This window comes from Streptomyces sp. NPDC005483 (assembly GCF_040606035.1).
In the GTDB taxonomy this organism is placed as follows: domain Bacteria; phylum Actinomycetota; class Actinomycetes; order Streptomycetales; family Streptomycetaceae; genus Streptomyces.
Genome location: NZ_JBEXEA010000005.1, coordinates 139,896 through 158,678 on the forward strand (window position 1 = coordinate 139,896; position 18,783 = coordinate 158,678).

The window sequence follows — 18,783 nt, forward strand, 5'->3', positions numbered from 1 at the left end:
CATTGTCCAGCACCCCGCGGACACCTACTCCGCCTGCAGCACCAGCAGCGCCAGATCGTCCTCCGGCGGTCGCGCCCCGAACTCGTGCACCAGCCGCTTGATCCGCTCCGCGATCAGCTCGGCGTCCAGTCCCGCGCACCCGGCGAGCGCCTCCGCGAGCCCGTCCTCGTCGTCGAACTGCCGGGGGCCGCTGCGCCGCTCGGTCACCCCGTCGGTGACGCACAGCAGGCTGTCGCCGGTCCGCAGCTCGAAGGTGTCACTGGTGTACGTCTCGTCCTCCACGACCCCGAGCAGGGTCTGCGGACGCGCGACCGTACGGACCTCGCCGGCCGCCCCGAGCAGCAGCGGCAGCGGGTGCCCGGCGGAGGCGAGGGTGCAGCGCACACCGCCGTCGAAGGGGGCGAGCTCGCCGTACAGGAGGGACAGGAAGCGGGTCTGCGGGCCGTCACCGGGGTTCATGGGGCGCCCGCCCGCGGCCGCCAGGGCTCGTGCGGCCGCGTCGGCGGCCTCCGTCGCGTCGTCGAGGAGCAGCTGGTTGAGGCGGTCCAGGACGTCGCCCACGCGGTAGCCCTCGCGGGCCAGCAGCCGGAGCCAGGGCCGCGCCAGTCCGATCACCACGGCGGCCTCGGGGCCCTTGCCCTGGACGTCGCCGACGGCGAAGCACCAGCGGCCGTCGCCGGCCGGGAAGAGGTCGTAGAAGTCGCCGCTGGGTCCGCCCTTGTCGCACGGCTCGTACACGAGGGCGCTGCGCACGCCGGGGATCTCGGCGACCGCGCCGGGCAGCAGACCGCGCTGGAGCACCGCGCTGATGGTGGCCTGGCGCGCGTACTGGCGGGCCGCGCCGATGGCGAGGGCGACCCGGCGGCTGAGGTCCTCGACGAGCCCGGTGATCTCGTCGGGGAAGGAGACCAGCCCGGCCCGGCCGATGACCAGGGTGCCCAGCGGGCGGCCGCCGGCGGTGAGGCGGTAGGCGAGCGCGGAGCCGCGGGTGCCGTGCGGGCCCAGTGCCTCGCCGGGCCAGGGGAACACCGCGGGGCCGGGGTGGTCCGGCCCGGACGGGTCCGGCGGCTCCTTCTCCAGAGCCCGCTTCAGGTCCTCGATCCGGTTTTCGGAGCAGTGCCACACCCGGGCCAGGCGGGGCCCCGACAACCCGCCCTCGCCCCGGCCCGTCCCGCTCCCGGCCTCACCCGGACGAGGCGATCCCCAGCGTCCCGCGACCTCGTCCTCCAGCCACACCGCGCACCAGTCGGCCAGCCGCGGCACGATCAGCTGGCCGGCCAGCGCGGCCACCAGGTTCTCGTCGAGCTGCCCGGCGAGCAGGTCGGAGGCCTCGGCGAGGAAGGACAGGGCACCGCGGTCGAGCCAGTCCCGGTCCGGCTCCCCGTGGGACGCGGGCTCGGACGCGGGTTCGAGCGGGTCCGGGGCCGGGGACGGGGGTGGTGCGGGGGCGAGTATCCCGGCGACCCGCAGGCCCCGCTCGTGCGCCTGCTCGCCGGCGTACGCCTGGATCCCGTCCAGGGCATCCTTCCCTCCGGGCGGCAGCTGCGCCCACACGGTCTTGGCGCCGGTGCGGTAGGTGATGCCCCAGGTTTCGGCCAGGGCGGCGACCAGGCGCAGTCCGCGTCCGTACTCCGGTGTGCCGTAGGCGGGTTCGGCGTCGCCGTCGCGAGGGGCGCGCGAGGGATGGTGGTCGAGGACCTCGATGAGGAGGGCACCGGTGTGCGCCTCCAGGCGGCAGTCCAGTTCGATGTCGGTGCCCGCGTGCACCACGGCGTTGGTGACGAGCTCGCTGACCACGACCACGGCGTCGTAGGACTGCCGGTCACTGAGGAACTCGGCGCCGGGAAGGGCGAGTTCGGCCCATTCGCTGATCGCCGACCGCAACAGGGCCCGGGCCGATCCCGGGGCGAGCGGACCGCCGGGGAGGGTGGCGTGGGCGTGCGGAAGAGCGCCGCCGCCGTACACGGGCGGATCGGACGCACGGGCAACGGACTCCCGTTGCGCCGGAATGGCCCCCATGTCCGCCTCCCCGAGCAGTTCGGACGAATACGCCTCAGTCGATGCGGACAGAGTGACAGACTGGCCACGCCCATAAGCGCCGAGTTACCGAAGTGGGCCGCCATGAGTGAGAACAGTGGTACGCCTGTGCTCGAAGAAGGACAGAACGCCGACCGGATTCGAGCATCGGATCTGCGTCCCCTGCTCGCCGCGATGACCGCTGCCCGGGACGGTGACTTCCGCCGGATGCCGGAGTCCGGCGACGGGATAGTGGCCGAACTGACGGCTGTCTTCAACCAGTTGGTGGACCGCAACGTCCACTTCACCGGTGAGGTCAACCGGGTCAAGCGGGAGCTGGTGCGGCACGGCCGGCTCGACGAACGGCTCTCCCCCAGCCCGGGGCAGGGCTCGTGGACCTCCCGGGTCGACGACGTGAACCAGCTGCTCGACGCCCTGGTGGCCCCGGCCGCCAACGCGACCCGGGTCCTGGACGCGGTGGCCGGCGGCGACCTGACCCAGCGGGTCGACCTGCACGACGGCAACCGGCAGCTGCGCGGTGATCTACGGCGTCTTGGCCGGGCCGTGAACAAGATGGTCGACCAGCTCTCCCTGTTCACCGGCGAGGTGACCCGGGTGGCCCGTGAGGTCGGTACCGAGGGCCGGCTCGGCGGGCGGGCCAAGGTGACGGGTCTCTCGGGCAGTTGGCGCGATGTGACCGAGGCGGTCAACACCATGGCCTCCCGGCTGACCGCACAGGTCCGGGACATCGCCCTGGTGACCACGGCGGTGGCCCGCGGCGACCTGACCCGCACGGTCACGGTCGAGGCGACGGGCGAGCTGCTCGAACTGAAACTGACCGTGAACACAATGGTCGACCAGCTCTCCGCCTTCGCCGACGAGGTCACCCGGGTGGCCCGCGAGGTCGGCACCGAGGGCCAGTTGGGCGGCCGGGCCCAGGTCCGCGGGGTGTCCGGGGTCTGGAAGGACCTCACCGACAACGTCAACTTCATGGCGTCGAACCTGACATCGCAGGTGCGGAACATCGCACAGGTGACCACGGCCGTGGCCAACGGCGATCTGAGTCAGAAGATCACCGTGGACGCGCAGGGCGAGATCCTGGAACTGAAGTCGACCATCAACACCATGGTCGACCAGCTCTCCGCCTTCGCGGACGAGGTGACCCGCGTGGCCCGGGAAGTCGGCACCGAGGGAAACCTCGGCGGCCGGGCCCAGGTGCGGGGCGTCAGCGGGGTCTGGAAAGACCTCACCGACAACGTCAACTTCATGGCCGACAACCTGACGTCGCAGGTCCGCAACATCGCGCTGGTGTCGACGGCGGTGGCCCAGGGCGACCTCGGCAAGAAGATCACGGTGGAGGCGAAGGGCGAGATCCTGGAACTGAAGTCGACCATCAACACCATGGTCGACCAGCTCTCCGCCTTCGCGGACGAGGTGACCCGCGTGGCCCGCGAGGTCGGCACCGAGGGAAACCTCGGCGGCCAGGCGCAGGTGCGGGGCGTCAGCGGGGTCTGGAAAGACCTCACCGACAACGTCAACTTCATGGCGCTGAATTTGACTTCGCAGGTCCGCAACATCGCCCAGGTCACCACCGCCGTCGCCAACGGTGACCTGTCGAAGAAGATCACCGTCGACGCGCGCGGTGAGATCCTCGAACTGAAGGACACCGTCAACACGATGGTGGAGCAGCTGCGCGCCTTCGCCGACGAGGTGACCCGCGTGGCCCGCGAGGTCGGCACCGACGGCAGGCTGGGCGGCCGGGCCCAGGTGCTGGGGGTCTCCGGGGTCTGGCGGGACCTGACCGACAACGTCAACTACATGGCGGACAACCTCACTTCGCAGGTCCGCAACATCGCCCAGGTGACCACGGCGGTGGCCAACGGCGACCTCTCCAAGAAGATCGACGTGGACGCCCGCGGCGAGATCCTGGAGCTGAAGACCGCCATCAACACCATGGTCGACACGCTCTCCTCCTTCTCCTCCGAGGTCACCCGCGTGGCCCGTGAGGTGGGCTCCGAGGGCCAACTCGGCGGCCAGGCACGGGTCGAGGGCGTGTACGGCACCTGGAAGCGGCTGACGACGAACGTCAACGAACTGGCCTCCAACCTGACCACCCAGGTCCGGGCGATCGCCGAGGTCGCCTCCGCGGTGGCCCAGGGCGACATGTCCCGCGCCATCACCGTGGAGACCCAGGGCGAGGTCACCGAGCTCAAGGACAACATCAACCTGATGGTGGCCAACCTCCGCGAGACGACCCGCGCGAAGGACTGGCTGGAGTCGAACCTCGCCCGTCTCGCAGCCCTGATGCAGGGCCACCGAGACCTGATGGAGGTCGCCGACCTGATCCTGCGCGAGCTGACCCCGCTGGTGAACGCCCAGTACGGGGCGTTCTTCCTGGCCGACCCGGACGAGGACGGCGCCTCTCTGCGCACAACCGTTCCTGCAAAGGGACTGGCTTTCATCGCGGGCTACGGCTCGGCGCAGGGCGCGACCGTCGACACCGGGGGCATGCCGGTCCACGGCCTGGTCCGCCAGGCGGCCCGCGAGAAGAAGCGGATCCTGGTGGAGGAGGCTCCGCCGGACTACATCAAGATCAACAGCGGGCTCGGCGAGGCCGCTCCCGCCAGTGTCGTGATCATCCCGATCCTCTTCGAGGACAAGCTCCTGGGCGTCATCGAGCTCGCCTCCTTCTCCCGCTTCTCCGATGTCCACCTGGCCTTCTTCGACCAGTTCGTGAACACCATCGGCGTCGCCATCAACACCATCATCGCCAACTCCCGCACCGAGTCCCTGCTGGGCGAGTCCCAGCGCCTGGCCATGCAGCTCCAGGAACGCTCGGACGAACTCCAGATGCAGCAGGCGGAGTTGCAGCGCTCGAACGCGGAACTGGAGGAGAAGGCAGCCCTGTTGGCAACTTCCTCCCAGTACAAGTCGGAGTTCCTGGCGAACATGTCGCACGAACTGCGCACGCCGCTGAACTCCCTGCTGATCCTGGCCCGCCTCCTGTCGGACAACCCGGACGGCCATCTCTCCGACCAGGAGGTCCAGTTCGCCACGACGATCCACCGGTCGGGCAGCGACCTGCTGCAGTTGATCAACGACATCCTGGACCTCTCGAAGATCGAGGCCGGCCGGATGGACGTACGCCCGAAGAAGCTGCCGCTGATCAAGCTGCTCGACTACGTCCACGCCACCTTCCGCCCCCTCACCCTGGACCGGGGGCTCGCCTTCGAGGTGGCGGTCGGCGAGGCCGTGCCGCGCGAGATGTACTCGGACGAGCAGCGGCTGCAGCAGATCCTGCGCAACCTGCTCTCCAACGCGATCAAGTTCACCGCCTCGGGCCGGGTCGAGCTGCGCGTGACCCGCATAAAGGACCCCGAGCGCCGGTACGTCCGCGACAGCGACGACGTGGTCGCGTTCGCGGTCTCCGACACCGGCATCGGCATCGCGCGGGAGAAACTCCCGGTGATCTTCGAGGCGTTCCAGCAGGCCGACGGCACCACCAACCGCAAGTACGGCGGCACCGGGCTCGGTCTGTCCATCAGCCGGGAGATCGCGGGCCTGCTGGGCGGCCGTATCGTCGCCGAGAGCGAGCCGGGCAAGGGCTCCACCTTCACGCTCTACGTCCCCGTCGTCAGCCCCGGCCACACCGCGACCGGCCCGACCACCGAGGACCAGGCCCTGCCGGGCCCGGAGGACCTGTCCACCGAGCCCTATCCGACCGCGCACGACGCCGAGGACTCGTGGCCGGCGCCCACCAGGCTGGAGGCGTGGAAGGCGGGCCGGGCGGGCCAGGTGCTGTCCGGCAGAAGGGTGCTGATCGTCGACGACGACATCCGCAACGTCTTCGCCCTCACCCATGTGCTGGGCCGCGTCGGCATGCCGGTCCTGTACGCGGAGAACGGCCGCGAGGGCATCGAGACCCTGGAACGCAACCCGGACGTCGAACTCGTCCTGATGGACATCATGATGCCGGAGATGGACGGCTACGAGACCATCGCCGCCATCCGCCGCACCCCGCGCTGGACCGGCCTGCCCATCGTCGCGCTCACCGCGAAGGCGATGCCCGGAGACCGTGAGAAGTCGATCGCGCGCGGCGCCAACGACTACGTACCCAAGCCGGTGGACGTCGACCAGCTGCTGACCGTCGTATGCGCGCTCCTGGACCCCGAGGGCGCTGAGACGCAGGAGCGGACCGACTCCGAGGAGGCGGTGGTTCAGCCCACCGACGACTGAATGAGGCAGTCACATGAACGCTGAGGCAAGGACCGACGACAGTGCCGGCATCCTCCTGGTCGACGACATGGAGGACAACCTGATCGCACTGGAGGCGGTCCTCGGGTCCCTCAACGAACCGCTGATCCGCGCCCGTTCGGGCGAGGAGGCGATGAAGGCCCTGCTCCGCCGCCGGTTCGCGCTCGTCCTGCTGGACGTGCGCATGCCGGGCATGGACGGCTTCGAGACGGCGGCGAACATCAAACGCCTGGACCAGACGAAGGACGTCCCGATCATCTTCCTCACCGGCACGGACGACTCCGGCTACGCCTTCCGCGGCTACGCGACCGGCGCCGCGGACTATCTGACCAAGCCCTTCGATCCCTGGGTGCTGCGGGCGAAGGTGAGCGTGTTCCTGGACCTGCACCGGAAGAACCGGCAGCTGGAGCGGTTGCTGGCACAGCAGAGGATCGATTACGAGGAGGTGTCCAGGCAACTGGCCGAACTGGAGCCGGAACTGACGGAATCTCAGCAGGTGAGGATCAAAGAACTCCGGCACCTCCTGGAGAAACGTTGAGGTGTTTCACCCAGGGGCGCGGGGAACCGCGCGACCAGCCACAACGCACCGCAAGCCGCGCACGCTCCCCAGCCGTCCCTACGCCTCCCGGGACCCCGCGTACATCTCGTCGATGAGGTGCTTGTACTCCCGCTCCACGACCGGCCGCTTCAGCTTCAGACTCGGCGTGATCTCACCGTGCTCCACATCGAGATCCCGCGGCAGCAACCGGAACTTCTTGATCGTCTGCCACCGCTGAAGCCCCTCGTTGAGCTGCTTCACATAGCCCTCGACCATGGACACCGTGACGGGCGCGGCGACGACCTCCGCATACGACTTCCCCTCGAGCCCGTTCTCCTTGGCCCACTCGAGGATCGACACCTCGTCCAGCGCGATGAGCGCCGTGCAGAAGTTCCGGTCCGCTCCGTGCACCAGGATGTTGGAGACGTACGGGCACACCGCCTTGAACTGCCCCTCGACCTCGGCGGGCGCGATGTACTTGCCGCCGGACGTCTTGATGAGGTCCTTCTTGCGGTCGGTGATCCGCAGGTACCCGTCGGGCGACAGTTCACCGATGTCCCCGGTGTGGAACCACCCGTCGGCCTCGAGGACCTCGGCCGTCTTCTCGGGCAGCCCGTGGTAGCCCTCCATGATCCCCGGCCCCCGCAGCAGGATCTCCCCGTCGTCCGCGATACGGACCTCCGTGCCGGGCAGCGGCTTGCCGACCGTGCCGGTGCGGTAGGCCTCGCCGGGGTTCACGAAGGAGGCTGCGGAGGACTCCGTGAGGCCGTAGCCCTCGAGGATGTGGATGCCGGCGCCGGCGAAGAAGTAGCCGATCTCCGGCGCGAGAGCGGCGGACCCGGACACACACGCCCGCAGGTTCCCGCCGAAGGCCTCGCGGATCTTCGCGAAGACCAGCGCGTCGGCCACCTTGTGCTTGGCGCTCAGCCCGAAGGGCGCGGAGGCGACCCCGGTGCGCCGGAAGTTGTCCTGGGTGGCCTTGGCGTACTCGCGGCCCACCTCGGCGGCCCACTGGAAGATCTTGTACTTGGCGCCACCGCCGGCACGGGCCTTCGCCGCGACCCCGTTGTAGACCTTCTCGAAGATGCGCGGGACGGCCGCCATGTACGTCGGCTGCACGACCGGCAGATTCTCGATGATCTTGTCCACGCGGCCGTCGACGGCGGTGACGTGCCCGACCTCGATCTGCCCGGAGGTGAGCACCTTGCCGAAGACGTGGGCGAGCGGCAGCCACAGGTACTGCACGTCCTCGCCGCTGATCAGCCCGGTCGCGGCGGTCGCCTTCGCCATGTAGGCCCAGTTGTCGTGCGGCAGCCGTACACCCTTGGGACGGCCGGTGGTGCCGGAGGTGTAGATCAGCGTCGCGAGCTGGTCCTTGGTGATCGCACCGACCCGCTCCTTGATCAGGTCGGGGTCCTTCTCCAGGCGGGCGGCGCCACGGGCCTCCAGCTCGGAGAGGGTCAGGATCCAGTCGGCGGTCTCGACACCGGCAGGGTCGATCACCACGACATGGGTGAGCGCGGGCAGCTCGCCGCGCTTCTCGACCGCCTTGGCGAGCTGGGCCGCGTCCTCCGCGATCAGCACCCGGCTCTCGGAGTCGGAGAGGATGAACGCCGACTCGTCGGCGTTGGTCTGCGGGTAGACCGTGGTCGTCGCGGCGCCGGCGCACATGATGCCGAGGTCCGCGAGGATCCAGTCGAGCCGGGTCGAGGAGGCGAGGGCGACCCGCTGCTCCGGCTGCACTCCCAGTTCGATCAGCCCGGCCGCGATGGCGTACACGCGCTCCGCGGCCTGCGCCCAACTGAGCGACTTCCAGTCGTCCGGCCCCTGGCCGGAGGCCGCCGGCACCGGGTACCGGTACGCCTCCGCGTCCGGCGTGGCCGCAACCCGCTCCAGGAAGACGGTCGCCACACTCGGCGGGCGGTTCTCGATCAGTGTCTGTGTGTCGCTCACGACATCCTCCGGGCCCGCGACAGTGCGGCTGGCTCTCAGGTTGCGGCTGTTGTTTAACTCGCGAGTAACTATCGAGCAGGCCTCAGAGTAAAGGCCGACCGGCTGCTGCGTAAGGGGTCCTGGTCTGCGATCTTCCAAATCCCCGGATTCTTCACCCGTGAGCTCTCCATGCTGTGTGCAGTGCGTTGCGAGAACCAAGCACGTGCCACTCCTTGACACTTGCTGTCAACCGGGCTGGTTCCAACCCGGCTGATGTTGATCGTGTAAGTCTCGACCGCCCGCTGGGCGACCGAGCAACGTGAGTCAGGATCCCGCTGCCTCGGCCGGGGGAGGGTTCAATTCCTACAGAGCGCGACTGCTCACACACTGAGGGGCCCGCCGCACCTGCTGCTACGGGCCCCTGGTGTCGACGGCAGGCGCCGACTACTTCTTGCCCTTGCCCGACCCCGTGCTGTCATCGCTGGAAAGTACGGCGATGAAGGCCTCCTGCGGAACCTCCACGGAACCCACCATCTTCATCCGCTTCTTGCCTTCCTTCTGCTTTTCCAGCAGCTTCCGCTTACGGGAGATGTCACCGCCGTAGCACTTGGCGAGGACGTCCTTGCGGATGGCGCGGATGGTCTCGCGGGCGATCACCCGGGAGCCGATGGCGGCCTGGATGGGCACCTCGAAGGCCTGCCGCGGGATGAGCTCGCGCAGCTTGGCGACGAGCCGCACACCGTAGGCGTAGGCCGCGTCCTTGTGCGTGATCGCGGAGAAGGCGTCCACCTTGTCGCCGTGCAGCAGGATGTCGACCTTGACCAGGCTGGAGGTCTGCTCACCGGTGGGCTCGTAGTCCAGCGACGCGTAACCGCGCGTCTTCGACTTCAGCTGGTCGAAGAAGTCGAAGACGATCTCCGCGAGCGGCAGGGTGTAACGGATCTCGACCCGGTCCTCGGAGAGGTAGTCCATGCCGAGCAGGGTGCCGCGCCGGGTCTGGCACAGCTCCATGATCGAGCCGATGAACTCGGTGGGCGCGAGGACCGTGGCGCGTACGACGGGCTCGTACACCTCGCTGATCTTGCCCTCGGGGAACTCGCTCGGGTTGGTGACGGTGTGCTCGGTGCCGTCCTCCATCAGGACCCGGTAGACCACGTTGGGCGCGGTCGCGATCAGGTCGAGCCCGAACTCGCGCTCCAGCCGCTCGCGGATCACGTCGAGGTGCAGCAGCCCGAGGAAGCCGACACGGAAACCGAAGCCGAGGGCGGCGGAGGTCTCCGGCTCGTAGACCAGTGCGGCGTCGTTGAGCTGGAGCTTGTCGAGGGCGTCGCGCAGCTCGGGGTAGTCGGAGCCGTCCAGCGGATACAGGCCAGAGAAGACCATCGGCTTGGGGTCCTTGTAACCGCCGAGCGCCTCGGTCGCCCCCTTGTTCAGGGTGGTGATCGTGTCACCGACCTTGGACTGGCGGACGTCCTTCACGCCGGTGATGATGTAGCCCACCTCGCCGACACCGAGACCGTCGGCGGAGAGCATCTCCGGCGAGTTGGTCCCGATCTCCAGCAGTTCGTGCGTGGCGTTCGTGGACATCATCCGGATGCGCTCGCGCTTGTTGAGCTGTCCGTCGATGACTCGTACGTACGTCACCACGCCCCGGTAGGAGTCGTAGACGGAGTCGAAGATCATCGCGCGGGCCGGAGCGTCCTGGACGCCGACCGGGGCGGGAACCTCCGCGACCACCTTGTCGAGCAGCGCCTCGACGCCGAGTCCGGTCTTGGCGGAGACCTTGAGCACGTCCGCGGGATCGCAGCCGATGAGGTTGGCGAGTTCCTCGGAGAACTTCTCCGGCTGGGCGGCCGGCAGGTCGATCTTGTTCAGCACGGGGATGATCTTGAGGTCGTTCTCCATCGCCAGGTAGAGGTTGGCGAGGGTCTGGGCCTCGATGCCCTGGGCGGCGTCGACGAGGAGGACGGTGCCCTCACAGGCGGCGAGCGACCGCGAGACCTCGTAGGTGAAGTCGACGTGCCCCGGGGTGTCGATCATGTTGAGGATGTGCGTGTTGCTCTTGTCGTGGGTCGGGGCCCACGGCAGACGCACCGCCTGCGACTTGATCGTGATTCCGCGCTCACGCTCGATGTCCATGCGGTCGAGGTACTGAGCACGCATCTGGCGCTGTTCGACCACACCGGTCAGCTGGAGCATCCGGTCGGCGAGCGTGGACTTGCCGTGGTCGATGTGCGCGATGATGCAGAAGTTGCGGATCAGAGCCGGGTCGGTACGGCTCGGCTCGGGCACGTGGCTGGGGATCGCGGGCACGCAGGGTCCTGATTCTTGAGGCGTCCGCAGTGTCTGCGGTCTCGGGTCGGATCGATACGTAGCCTCCATGGTCCCACGGGCGGGGACCGGCGACCGGTTTGGGCCACTCGCGAGGCCGCTGGTAGTCTGGGTGGCTGTGTCTCATGCCCTCTCAGCGCGAGGCACACCTTCAAGAAATCACCCGGTACGGAACCCGGGGATCTCCGTACCCGGAATCCCTCTGGCCCGTGCCTGAACCTGTAGAGGCTCATTCGTGGCGAACATCAAGTCCCAGATCAAGCGGATCAAGACCAACGAGAAGGCTCGGCTGCGCAACAAGGCCGTCAAGTCCTCCCTGAAGACCGCGATCCGCAAGGCCCGTGAGGCCGCTGCCGCGGGTGACGCCGAGAAGGCCACCGAGTACCAGCGCGCTGCTGCGCGTGCGCTCGACAAGGCCGTCTCCAAGGGCGTCATCCACAAGAACCAGGCCGCCAACAAGAAGTCGGCGCTTGCTTCGAAGGTCGCGGGCCTCTAAGCCTTACCTTTCCTGATCTGAGCGGTCCCGTCCCTACGGGACCGAGCTGCCGGAAGGACCAGAGCGGGCCCTCTCTCATCCGCTCCCGACCGGCCCCCAGGAGCCACGCGCGGCCTGCGTTCGCCACGCGGGCGTGACTCCGCCATCTTGAACCGAGGACCCCGGTACCGTCGCCCTTTCTGAGGGCGGGGGCCGGGGTCTTCGTTTCATGGGTGGGTCCGCTGAGCTGGGGGCAGGGGTGGGTGGCCCTTGAGCCGGGGGTTCAGGGGTCGGTGAGTACCGGAGCCGAGCGGTCCACGAGCCGGTGGGTTCGCAGCCGGTGGGTTCAGGAACGGTGGGTCCAGGAGTCGGTGGGTGTCAGTCCGCCCAGAACTCATTGCTCTTGTCGATGTCCTCGACGCACTCGTCGAGATCGGTGACCTTGTCCCCGACGATCCGGAAGACGATGCATCCGGTGTCGTCCAGGCGCCGCCCCTTCCGCTCGGCCGTGACCCGGGACATCCCGACGGCGTGCCCACGCCCGTCGACGGCGATCCCGAGCAACTCCAGCCGCATCGACCCGCCGGTGGCCTCCCCCAGCCTCTGATACATGTCGATGATCGCGTCCTGCCCCTTGAAGTCCCCCGAGAGCGGATGACTACCGGGCACGTGATGCGTGGCATCCTTCGCGATCAGCTCCCGCAGGGTGTCCATATCCCCGTGCGTGAACGCCTCGTACCCCTTACGAATCAGCACTGCGTGCGGATGCTCAGCCATGACGACCGCCACCTCTCCGTTGTCCGGCGATGTTCGGCTGACCCCTTCGATTCTCCTCCTGGGGGTGAGGGTGGGCACGTTGGGGACGGGGTTGAGTCGGGGTCCGAAGAGGCAGTCGCAACGCGGCGTGTCCGACGAAGCGCGGGACGACATCCGTAGCGACGCGAGGCTGCGTCGATGTGCGGCCCGGGCGCGTAGGTGCACTACGTGCGTTGGCGCACTGTCAAAAGGAATACCGCGCACCAGTTACGGCAGTGATGCCCGCCCTCGACGGCGAGACCGCCCCGGGCGAAGCGCGCCCCACCAGGGGCAGCCCAGCGGCCCGCCCAGACCAGCGAGAGCCCTCGCCAAACTCTCACCCGGACCAGCGCCCGAACGCCGCCCTGCTAGCCGCGCCCCCGAGACCGGGCCGCCCGAGCGATCGCCACAACGGCCTTCTCCAGGGCGTACTCGGGATCGTCCCCTCCGCCCTTCACCCCGGCGTCCGCCTCGGCGACGGCCCGCAGCGCGACAGAGACACCGTCCGGCGTCCACCCCCGCATCTGCTGCCGCACCCGATCGATCTTCCAGGGCGGCATACCCAGCTCACGCGCGAGATCAGCGGGCCGCCCGCCCCGGGCCGACGACAGCTTCCCGATCGCCCGCACACCTTGCGCCAGCGCACTGGTGATCATGACCGGCGCGACCCCCGTCGACAACGACCACCGCAACGCCTCCAACGCCTCCGCGGCCCGCCCCTCCACAGCCCTGTCGGCGACGGTGAAACTGGAAGCCTCGGCCCGCCCGGTGTAGTACCGCCCCACGACAGCCTCGTCGATCGTCCCCTCGACATCGGCGACCAGCTGGGACACCGCGGACGCCAGCTCCCGCAGATCGCTCCCGATCGCATCGACCAGCGCCTGACACGCCTCGGGCGTGGCGGAGCGCCCGGTTCCCCGGAACTCCTGCCGCACGAAGGCCAACCGGTCCGCCGGCTTGGTCATCTTGGGGCAGGCGACCTCGCGTGCCCCCGCCTTGCGCGCGGCGTCCAGCAGCGCCTTGCCCTTCGCTCCCCCCGCGTGCAGCAGCACAAGGATGATCTCCTCGGCGGGCGCCCCGAGATACGCCTTCACGTCCTTGACGGTGTCGGCGGAGAGATCCTGCGCATTGCGCACGACCACGACCTTGCGCTCCGCGAACAACGACGGGCTGGTCAACTCGGCGAGCGTCCCCGGCTGCAACTGCTCCGGAGCCAGATCCCGCACATCCGTGTCCGCGTCAGTGGCCCGAGCAGCGGCGACCACCTCCTGCACAGCCCGGTCGAGCAGCAGCTCCTCCTGCCCCACAGCAAGGGTCACAGGGGCGAGGAGGTCGTCATGAGCAGTCTTCTTGGCCATCGCGTACAGCATCGCACGGGGCACTGACAGCCTCGTGTCCGCAGGCGCCGGTGAGGCTGCTCGTGCAGTCCCTGCGCCCTGGAGCGGGGGTGATCACGACCCCGTCGGCGCAGCCCCCTCACTTCACCCCGAGCCGTCCCCCGGGCCACAGCGTCACGGCTCCTCCCGCCACCCGTCCCACTCCCCCACGAACTCCTCCAGCTCCCGGGGATCCAACCGTCCCGCCGCATCCCGCAGCACCACCAGCCACTGCGCGTCCTCCGCATCGTCCTCCCCCGCCAACGCGTCCCGGACGACCCGCGGCTCCTCATCCACCCCGAACCGCTCCGAGAGCGCCTCGACGACCTCCTCCGGGGCATCCCGATCAGGCAGCACCAGCACATGTCTCACATCGCTCACGGCACCATTTTCCCGATCAACGGTGGCGGTCGCGATCGCGCACTGTCGGCACCCTGCCGAGCTCGATGCCGAACCTCTCCCGGTACACGCCCAGAACCTCCTCGTCCGTCTCCAACTCCCGTTCCTCCCGCCCCCCGTCGGCGGCCGTCATCTTGAAGACCCGGCCGCTGAGCGTGATCCGCCCGCCGTCCTCCGTCACCCTCGAACACACCAGGGACTGGGTGAAGTGCGAGGCCGGAGAGGTGCTGTGCCACCAGGCCCCGGCCGCGAAGTCACCGAGCACCCGGGGCCGCACCTCCAGCCGGTACTGGCTCCTTCCGCCCAGGACGACATCCAGATCCGCGGCGTCACCCCCTCCCTGCTTCACCGCACCGTCCCCGCCCCGCACCCCCGCCGCGTCGGGCCCCGCCTCGACGATCCGGAAGGTGCCCCCGGGATCCTCCTGCTCACCCCGCACCCCGAACGCCAGCGGATAGTGACTGTGCGCCCCGAACCCGACATCGGCCAGCCACTCGCCCCCGTCCACCGTCCGCACCCGCAGCGCGAGATGGTCGTACGGGATCCCGAGCCGTCCCTCGTCCCCGTACACCCGGCCCGCCAGCAGCGTGACGTCGAAGCCGAGCGCGGTCAGCAAGGCCCCGAACGCCCCGTTCAATTCGTAACAGAACCCTCCCCTGCGGGCACCCACCAGCTTCTCCACCAGCCGCTCCTCCTCCAGCACGATCTCCTCGCCGAGGTGGACCGACAGGTTCTCGAAGGGCACGGTCTGCAGATGGCGCAGATGCAGCTCGCGCAGGACCTCCACGGTGGGCCACGCCGGGTGCTGGACTCCCAGGCGGCGGAGATATGCGTCAACCTGTGTGGGATTCATGCCTCCAGTCTCGCGCCACCCACAGCTCCCCACCGCCCGCGCCACCATCACGGCTTCCGTCACTCGCGCCACGACCATCGCTGCCGCCGCCCGTCCCGGCGACCGCCAGCGCCCCGTCCCGGTCCGTCCGCAGCACCACCGCACCCCCGGCCCGCAGCGCGGCGACCGTACCGGGGGCCGGATGGCCGTAGGAGTTGTCGGCGCCCACGGAGATGAGCGCGAGCCGCGGGGCGACCCGGCGTATCAGCTCCGGGTCCTGGTAGGCCGAACCATGGTGCGCGACCTTGAGGACGTCCACCCCAGCCAGCCGCGCACCCGCAGGCGATCTCAACAGCTCCTGCTGGGCCGGGGGTTCGAGGTCCCCGAGCAGGAGGAAGCGCAGTCCGGCCGTCCGTACGAGCATCGTGACGCTGGCGTCGTTGGGCCCGTCCGCCGCCACCGCCGCCGGGTCCGCCGGCGGCCACAGCACCTCCCAGGCCAAGGCCCCCGTACGCCGTTCCTCCCCGGCCACGGCGCGCGTCACCGGAATGCGCCGGGACGCCGCCTCCCGCCGTACGGACTCGGCCTGATCCACCGGCTCCTCCAGCCCCGTCGTCTCGATCGCCCCCACCGACCGCCCCCGCAGCACCCCGGCGAGCCCCGCCACATGGTCGGCGTGGAAGTGGGTCAGCACCACGAGCGGCACCTTGGTGATGCCGAGTGTGTGCAGACAGCCGTCGACGAGTTCCGGATCGGGTCCGGCGTCCACGACCACACCCGTCGCCTCACCCGCGGCCAGCACCGTCGCGTCGCCCTGGCCCACGTCGCACATCGCCAGCCGCCAGCCCGGCGGCGGCCAGCCTGTGATCACCCGGGCCAGCGGTGGCGGCTGCACCACCGCCAGCACGAACACCATCGCGCAGACGGCACACCACCAGGGATGTCTGAGCAGCCGCCGCCCGACGAGCAGCAGGACCCCGGTGACGAGAGCGAGCGCCCCCGCTCCCGTCCAGCTACCCGGCCAGTCCACTCCCCCGCCTGGCAACGACGCCCCGGTCCGGGCGACGTCGGCGATCCATCCGGCGGGCCAACTCGCGCACCAGGCCAGAGGCTTGGCCACCGGCATCGCCACGGGTGCCGTCGCCAGTGCCGCAAAGCCCAGCACCGTGGCCGGGGCGACCGCGAACTCCACGAGCAGATTGCACGGCACCGCCACCAGGCTCACCTGCGCCGACAGCACGGCCACCACCGGCGCGCACAGGGCCTGCGCGGCGGCCGCGGCGGCCAACGCCTCCGCCAGCCGCGGCGGTACCCGGCGTCGGCGCAACGCCAGGCTCCACCGCGGCGCGAGCGTGAGCAGGGCCCCGGTGGCCAGCACGGAGAGCAGAAAGCCGTAACTGCGGGCCAGCCACGGGTCGTACAGCACCAGCAGCAGTACGGCCGTCGCCAGCGCCGGGATCAGTGATCTGCGGCGTCCGGTCGCTAGCGCGAGCAGTGCGACAGCCCCGCAGGCCGCGGCCCGCAGCACGCTCGGGTCCGGTCGGCACACCACGACGAACCCCAGCGTGAGCCCACCGCCGAGCAGCGCGGTCGCCCGCAGCGACACCCCGAGGCGGGGCGCCAGTCCCCGTCGCTCGACGAGTTGGGCGAGACCGGGCGGGCCGATGAGCAGGGCGAGCAGGATCGTCAGGTTGCTGCCGGAGACGGCGAGCGTGTGCGCGAGGTCGGTCTCCTTGAACGCCTCGTCCAGCTCGGGTGTGATCCGCGCGGTGTCCCCGACGACCAGCCCCGGCAACAGCGCCCGGGCATCCGCCGGCAACCCGTCGGTGGCTTCCCGCAGCCCTGCCCGCAACCGCCCCGCAAACCGCTGGGTCCCCGACGCCTCCCCCACGATCGCGGGTCCTCCCCGATCCCGGACCCGCAGTACGGCCGCGACTCGGTCACCCCCGACCGACGGCGGCGCGGCACGCGCGGTGACCCGCACCCGCGTGGACGGCAACAACCCGAGCCAGGGCGATCGAGCGGGACCTTCCACGGCAGGCGTCGAGCCGGACGTCACCACACGGCTCCCAGAACGACCGTCGCCCTCCGCCTGTGCCCCCGGGCCGACCCCCGCACGCGCATCGACGATCAGCAGCACCGGCGCCCGTGTCGCCACCACCCTCCCGTCCTCCGTCTCCACCCGCCGGACGTCGGCGCCGATGACGACGGCGGGCGGGGCGGCGTGGTCCCCCGTGATCCGGGGCCGGGTCAGCCGAGGGTCGGAGGTCACCTGGACCTCGGCGGTCACGGTGGTGTACTGCCGGGCCAGCGCGGGCACCGGTCCCCGCCGCAGATCGGCCCCGTGCAGCCCGGCGGACACAGCGGCCGCCGCGACACAGAGCAGCACGGCGGCGACCGGCACCCGGCCACCTCCGCCGAGGCCCCGCACCCCGCGCCGGAGTCCCGACAACAACACGCAGGCGAGGGCCAGACAGCCGGCCACCAACCCCGTGACCCACGCCGACGACGCGTCCAGGGTCACAGCGGCAGTGCCCCAGGCGGCGAGCGCCGCCGGTACCAGCCGCAGATCCGCGGGCCCCTCCTGGCGCGGGTGGGCTTCCCCGAGCCGCTTCCCTGAGGCGGCGTGCACGGTGACCCGAGCACGCGCCTCGTCCTCATGCGTTCGCCGCGCCTCCGACCCGTTCCTCATGGCCGTACCAGATTCCGCAGATCGGCGAAGCGGCGGTCGCCGATGCCGTTGACCTCGCGCAGTTCGTTCACCGAGCGGAACCCGCCGTGCTGGGTGCGGTAGTCGACGATGTGCTGGGCGAGCACGGGGCCGACGCCGGGCAGGGTGTCGAGCTGGTCCACGGTGGCCGTGTTCAAGGGGACGGGAGCCGCCGCGGTACCTGCCGGGCCGCCGGTGACGGGACCGCCCGTGCCCGGCACGGGTGCGGGTCCGGCCGGGCCGCCGACGACCACCTGCTCCCCGTCCACGAGGAACCGCGCGCGGTTGAGCGTGTTGGTGTTCGTGCCCGGTCGCACGCCACCGGCCGCCTTCAACGCGTCGGCGACCCTCGCACCGGCCGGCAGCCGCTGGATCCCGGGCTCACGGACCTTCCCGCTGACGTCCACGACGATCTCGGCCCCGGCCGGCCCCGCCGTGTTCGTGACCCCGCCCGAGACGGCCGACTCGGCTGCCCCTCGCGGTCCACCCTCTCCGGTCTGGCCGCCCTCCGCGCCGGTCTGCCCGAACGGAGCCGCCGCGCGCACCACTTCGGGTGCCTGGACGGACTGTGTCCGGCCCGTCCAGAAGTGCTGCAGGGCGAACACCGCCGCCACGACGAGCAGTACGGAGAGCGCGACCACGTTCCGCCGCTCCAGCCCGCACCGCGTCTGCAACCACACCGGCATCCGTTCCCGCAGAGCCAACCCGGCCCGCTCCCGCCAGTCCCCGCCCCCGGAATCGGGACCTTGCCGGACGCCGGGCCTGCTTGCGGTGTCTCGCCAACTCCCTTCCCCAGGACTGCCATCCGGCCGCACCCCCGCTACAGAACCGCGGTCAGGCCGGGCTTCCGTAACACCACCGTCCGGCCAGCCTTCCTCCGCAGCACGACCGCCTCGGAAAACTTCCTCCGCAACACCACCGTCCGGCCAGCCCTCCTCCGCAGCACGACCGCCTTGGAAAACTTCCTCCGCAAGACCGCTGTTTGGCCAAGCCCCCTCCAGAGAACCGCGCCCAAGCCGTGCCCCTTCCGCAACACCACCGTCCTGCCCGGTCCCCTCGCCGGAGCCGCGATCAGGCCTGCCCCCCTCCACAAACCCACGACCAGGCCGGCCCCTCTCCGCCAAC

At 70.2% G+C, this 18,783-nt stretch carries 12 protein-coding genes; 3 read left to right on the forward strand and 9 right to left on the reverse strand.

Annotation, left to right across the window (positions count from 1 at the left end):
• Nucleotides 1-24 precede the first annotated feature (24 nt).
• The gene (locus ABZT06_RS11925; protein WP_355738619.1) at nt 25-2,019 is read right to left on the reverse strand and encodes an ATP-binding SpoIIE family protein phosphatase; all 1,995 of its coding nucleotides are present in this window, start codon (nt 2,017-2,019) and stop codon (nt 25-27) included.
• 102 nt (nt 2,020-2,121) lie between these two features.
• Here ABZT06_RS11925 and ABZT06_RS11930 point away from each other — a divergent pair, with 102 nt between their 5' ends.
• A complete protein-coding gene (locus ABZT06_RS11930; RefSeq protein WP_355738621.1) occupies nt 2,122-6,252 on the forward strand; it encodes a HAMP domain-containing protein in 4,131 nt (1,376 codons plus the stop codon).
• Between the two features lie 13 nt (nt 6,253-6,265).
• Nucleotides 6,266-6,808 (forward strand): response regulator, encoded by a 543-nt coding sequence (locus ABZT06_RS11935; protein WP_355738624.1) that lies wholly within the window; start codon nt 6,266-6,268, stop codon nt 6,806-6,808.
• A gap of 78 nt (nt 6,809-6,886) precedes the next feature.
• Here ABZT06_RS11935 and ABZT06_RS11940 read toward each other — a convergent pair whose 3' ends face one another.
• Both ABZT06_RS11940 and lepA read right to left on the reverse strand, forming a co-directional pair.
• Nucleotides 6,887-8,761: an AMP-dependent synthetase/ligase gene (locus ABZT06_RS11940; protein ID WP_355738626.1), complete on the reverse strand. Its 1,875-nt coding sequence runs from the start codon at nt 8,759-8,761 to the stop codon at nt 6,887-6,889.
• Nucleotides 8,762-9,184: 423 nt separating this feature from the next.
• Nucleotides 9,185-11,053: a translation elongation factor 4 gene (lepA, locus tag ABZT06_RS11945; protein WP_355738629.1), complete on the reverse strand. Its 1,869-nt coding sequence runs from the start codon at nt 11,051-11,053 to the stop codon at nt 9,185-9,187.
• 253 nt (nt 11,054-11,306) lie between these two features.
• Between lepA and rpsT the strand changes: the two genes are divergently transcribed.
• Nucleotides 11,307-11,567 (forward strand): 30S ribosomal protein S20, encoded by a 261-nt coding sequence (rpsT, locus tag ABZT06_RS11950; RefSeq protein ID WP_037716979.1) that lies wholly within the window; start codon nt 11,307-11,309, stop codon nt 11,565-11,567.
• A gap of 357 nt (nt 11,568-11,924) precedes the next feature.
• Here rpsT and ABZT06_RS11955 read toward each other — a convergent pair whose 3' ends face one another.
• The 6 genes from ABZT06_RS11955 to ABZT06_RS11980 all read right to left on the reverse strand — a co-directional run bounded on the left by ABZT06_RS11955 (nt 11,925) and on the right by ABZT06_RS11980 (nt 18,749).
• Entirely contained in the window at nt 11,925-12,323 is a 399-nt protein-coding gene (locus ABZT06_RS11955) for a nuclear transport factor 2 family protein (protein ID WP_355738634.1), read from the reverse strand.
• 386 nt (nt 12,324-12,709) lie between these two features.
• Nucleotides 12,710-13,699 carry a DNA polymerase III subunit delta gene (gene holA / locus ABZT06_RS11960; RefSeq protein WP_355738637.1) on the reverse strand — a complete coding sequence of 330 codons (990 nt, stop codon included), beginning with the start codon at nt 13,697-13,699 and terminating at the stop codon, nt 12,710-12,712.
• A gap of 153 nt (nt 13,700-13,852) precedes the next feature.
• Nucleotides 13,853-14,098 (reverse strand): hypothetical protein, encoded by a 246-nt coding sequence (locus ABZT06_RS11965; protein ID WP_355738640.1) that lies wholly within the window; start codon nt 14,096-14,098, stop codon nt 13,853-13,855.
• A gap of 16 nt (nt 14,099-14,114) precedes the next feature.
• On the reverse strand, nt 14,115-14,969 hold the full coding sequence (locus ABZT06_RS11970; RefSeq protein WP_355738643.1) for an arylamine N-acetyltransferase: 855 nt from the start codon (nt 14,967-14,969) through the stop codon (nt 14,115-14,117).
• Nucleotides 14,950-17,640 (reverse strand): ComEC/Rec2 family competence protein, encoded by a 2,691-nt coding sequence (locus tag ABZT06_RS11975; RefSeq protein ID WP_355738646.1) that lies wholly within the window; start codon nt 17,638-17,640, stop codon nt 14,950-14,952. Before ABZT06_RS11975 ends, ABZT06_RS11970 begins: the two co-directional genes overlap by 20 nt.
• Complete coding sequence (locus tag ABZT06_RS11980; protein ID WP_355738649.1) at nt 17,637-18,749, reverse strand: ComEA family DNA-binding protein; 1,113 nt, start codon at nt 18,747-18,749, stop codon at nt 17,637-17,639. The genes ABZT06_RS11975 and ABZT06_RS11980 overlap by 4 nt, the downstream gene beginning before the upstream one ends.
• Between the last annotated feature and the right edge of the window lie 34 nt (nt 18,750-18,783).

Coding starts and splice junctions, on each gene's coding strand:
- ABZT06_RS11925 (WP_355738619.1), bottom strand. CDS start 2,019: ATGGGGGCCATTCCGGCGCAACGGGAGTCCGTTGCCCGTGCGTCCGAT.
- holA (WP_355738637.1), bottom strand. CDS start 13,699: ATGGCCAAGAAGACTGCTCATGACGACCTCCTCGCCCCTGTGACCCTT.
- ABZT06_RS11935 (WP_355738624.1), top strand. CDS start 6,266: ATGAACGCTGAGGCAAGGACCGACGACAGTGCCGGCATCCTCCTGGTC.
- ABZT06_RS11930 (WP_355738621.1), top strand. CDS start 2,122: ATGAGTGAGAACAGTGGTACGCCTGTGCTCGAAGAAGGACAGAACGCC.
- ABZT06_RS11975 (WP_355738646.1), bottom strand. CDS start 17,640: ATGAGGAACGGGTCGGAGGCGCGGCGAACGCATGAGGACGAGGCGCGT.
- ABZT06_RS11955 (WP_355738634.1), bottom strand. CDS start 12,323: ATGGCTGAGCATCCGCACGCAGTGCTGATTCGTAAGGGGTACGAGGCG.
- ABZT06_RS11970 (WP_355738643.1), bottom strand. CDS start 14,969: ATGAATCCCACACAGGTTGACGCATATCTCCGCCGCCTGGGAGTCCAG.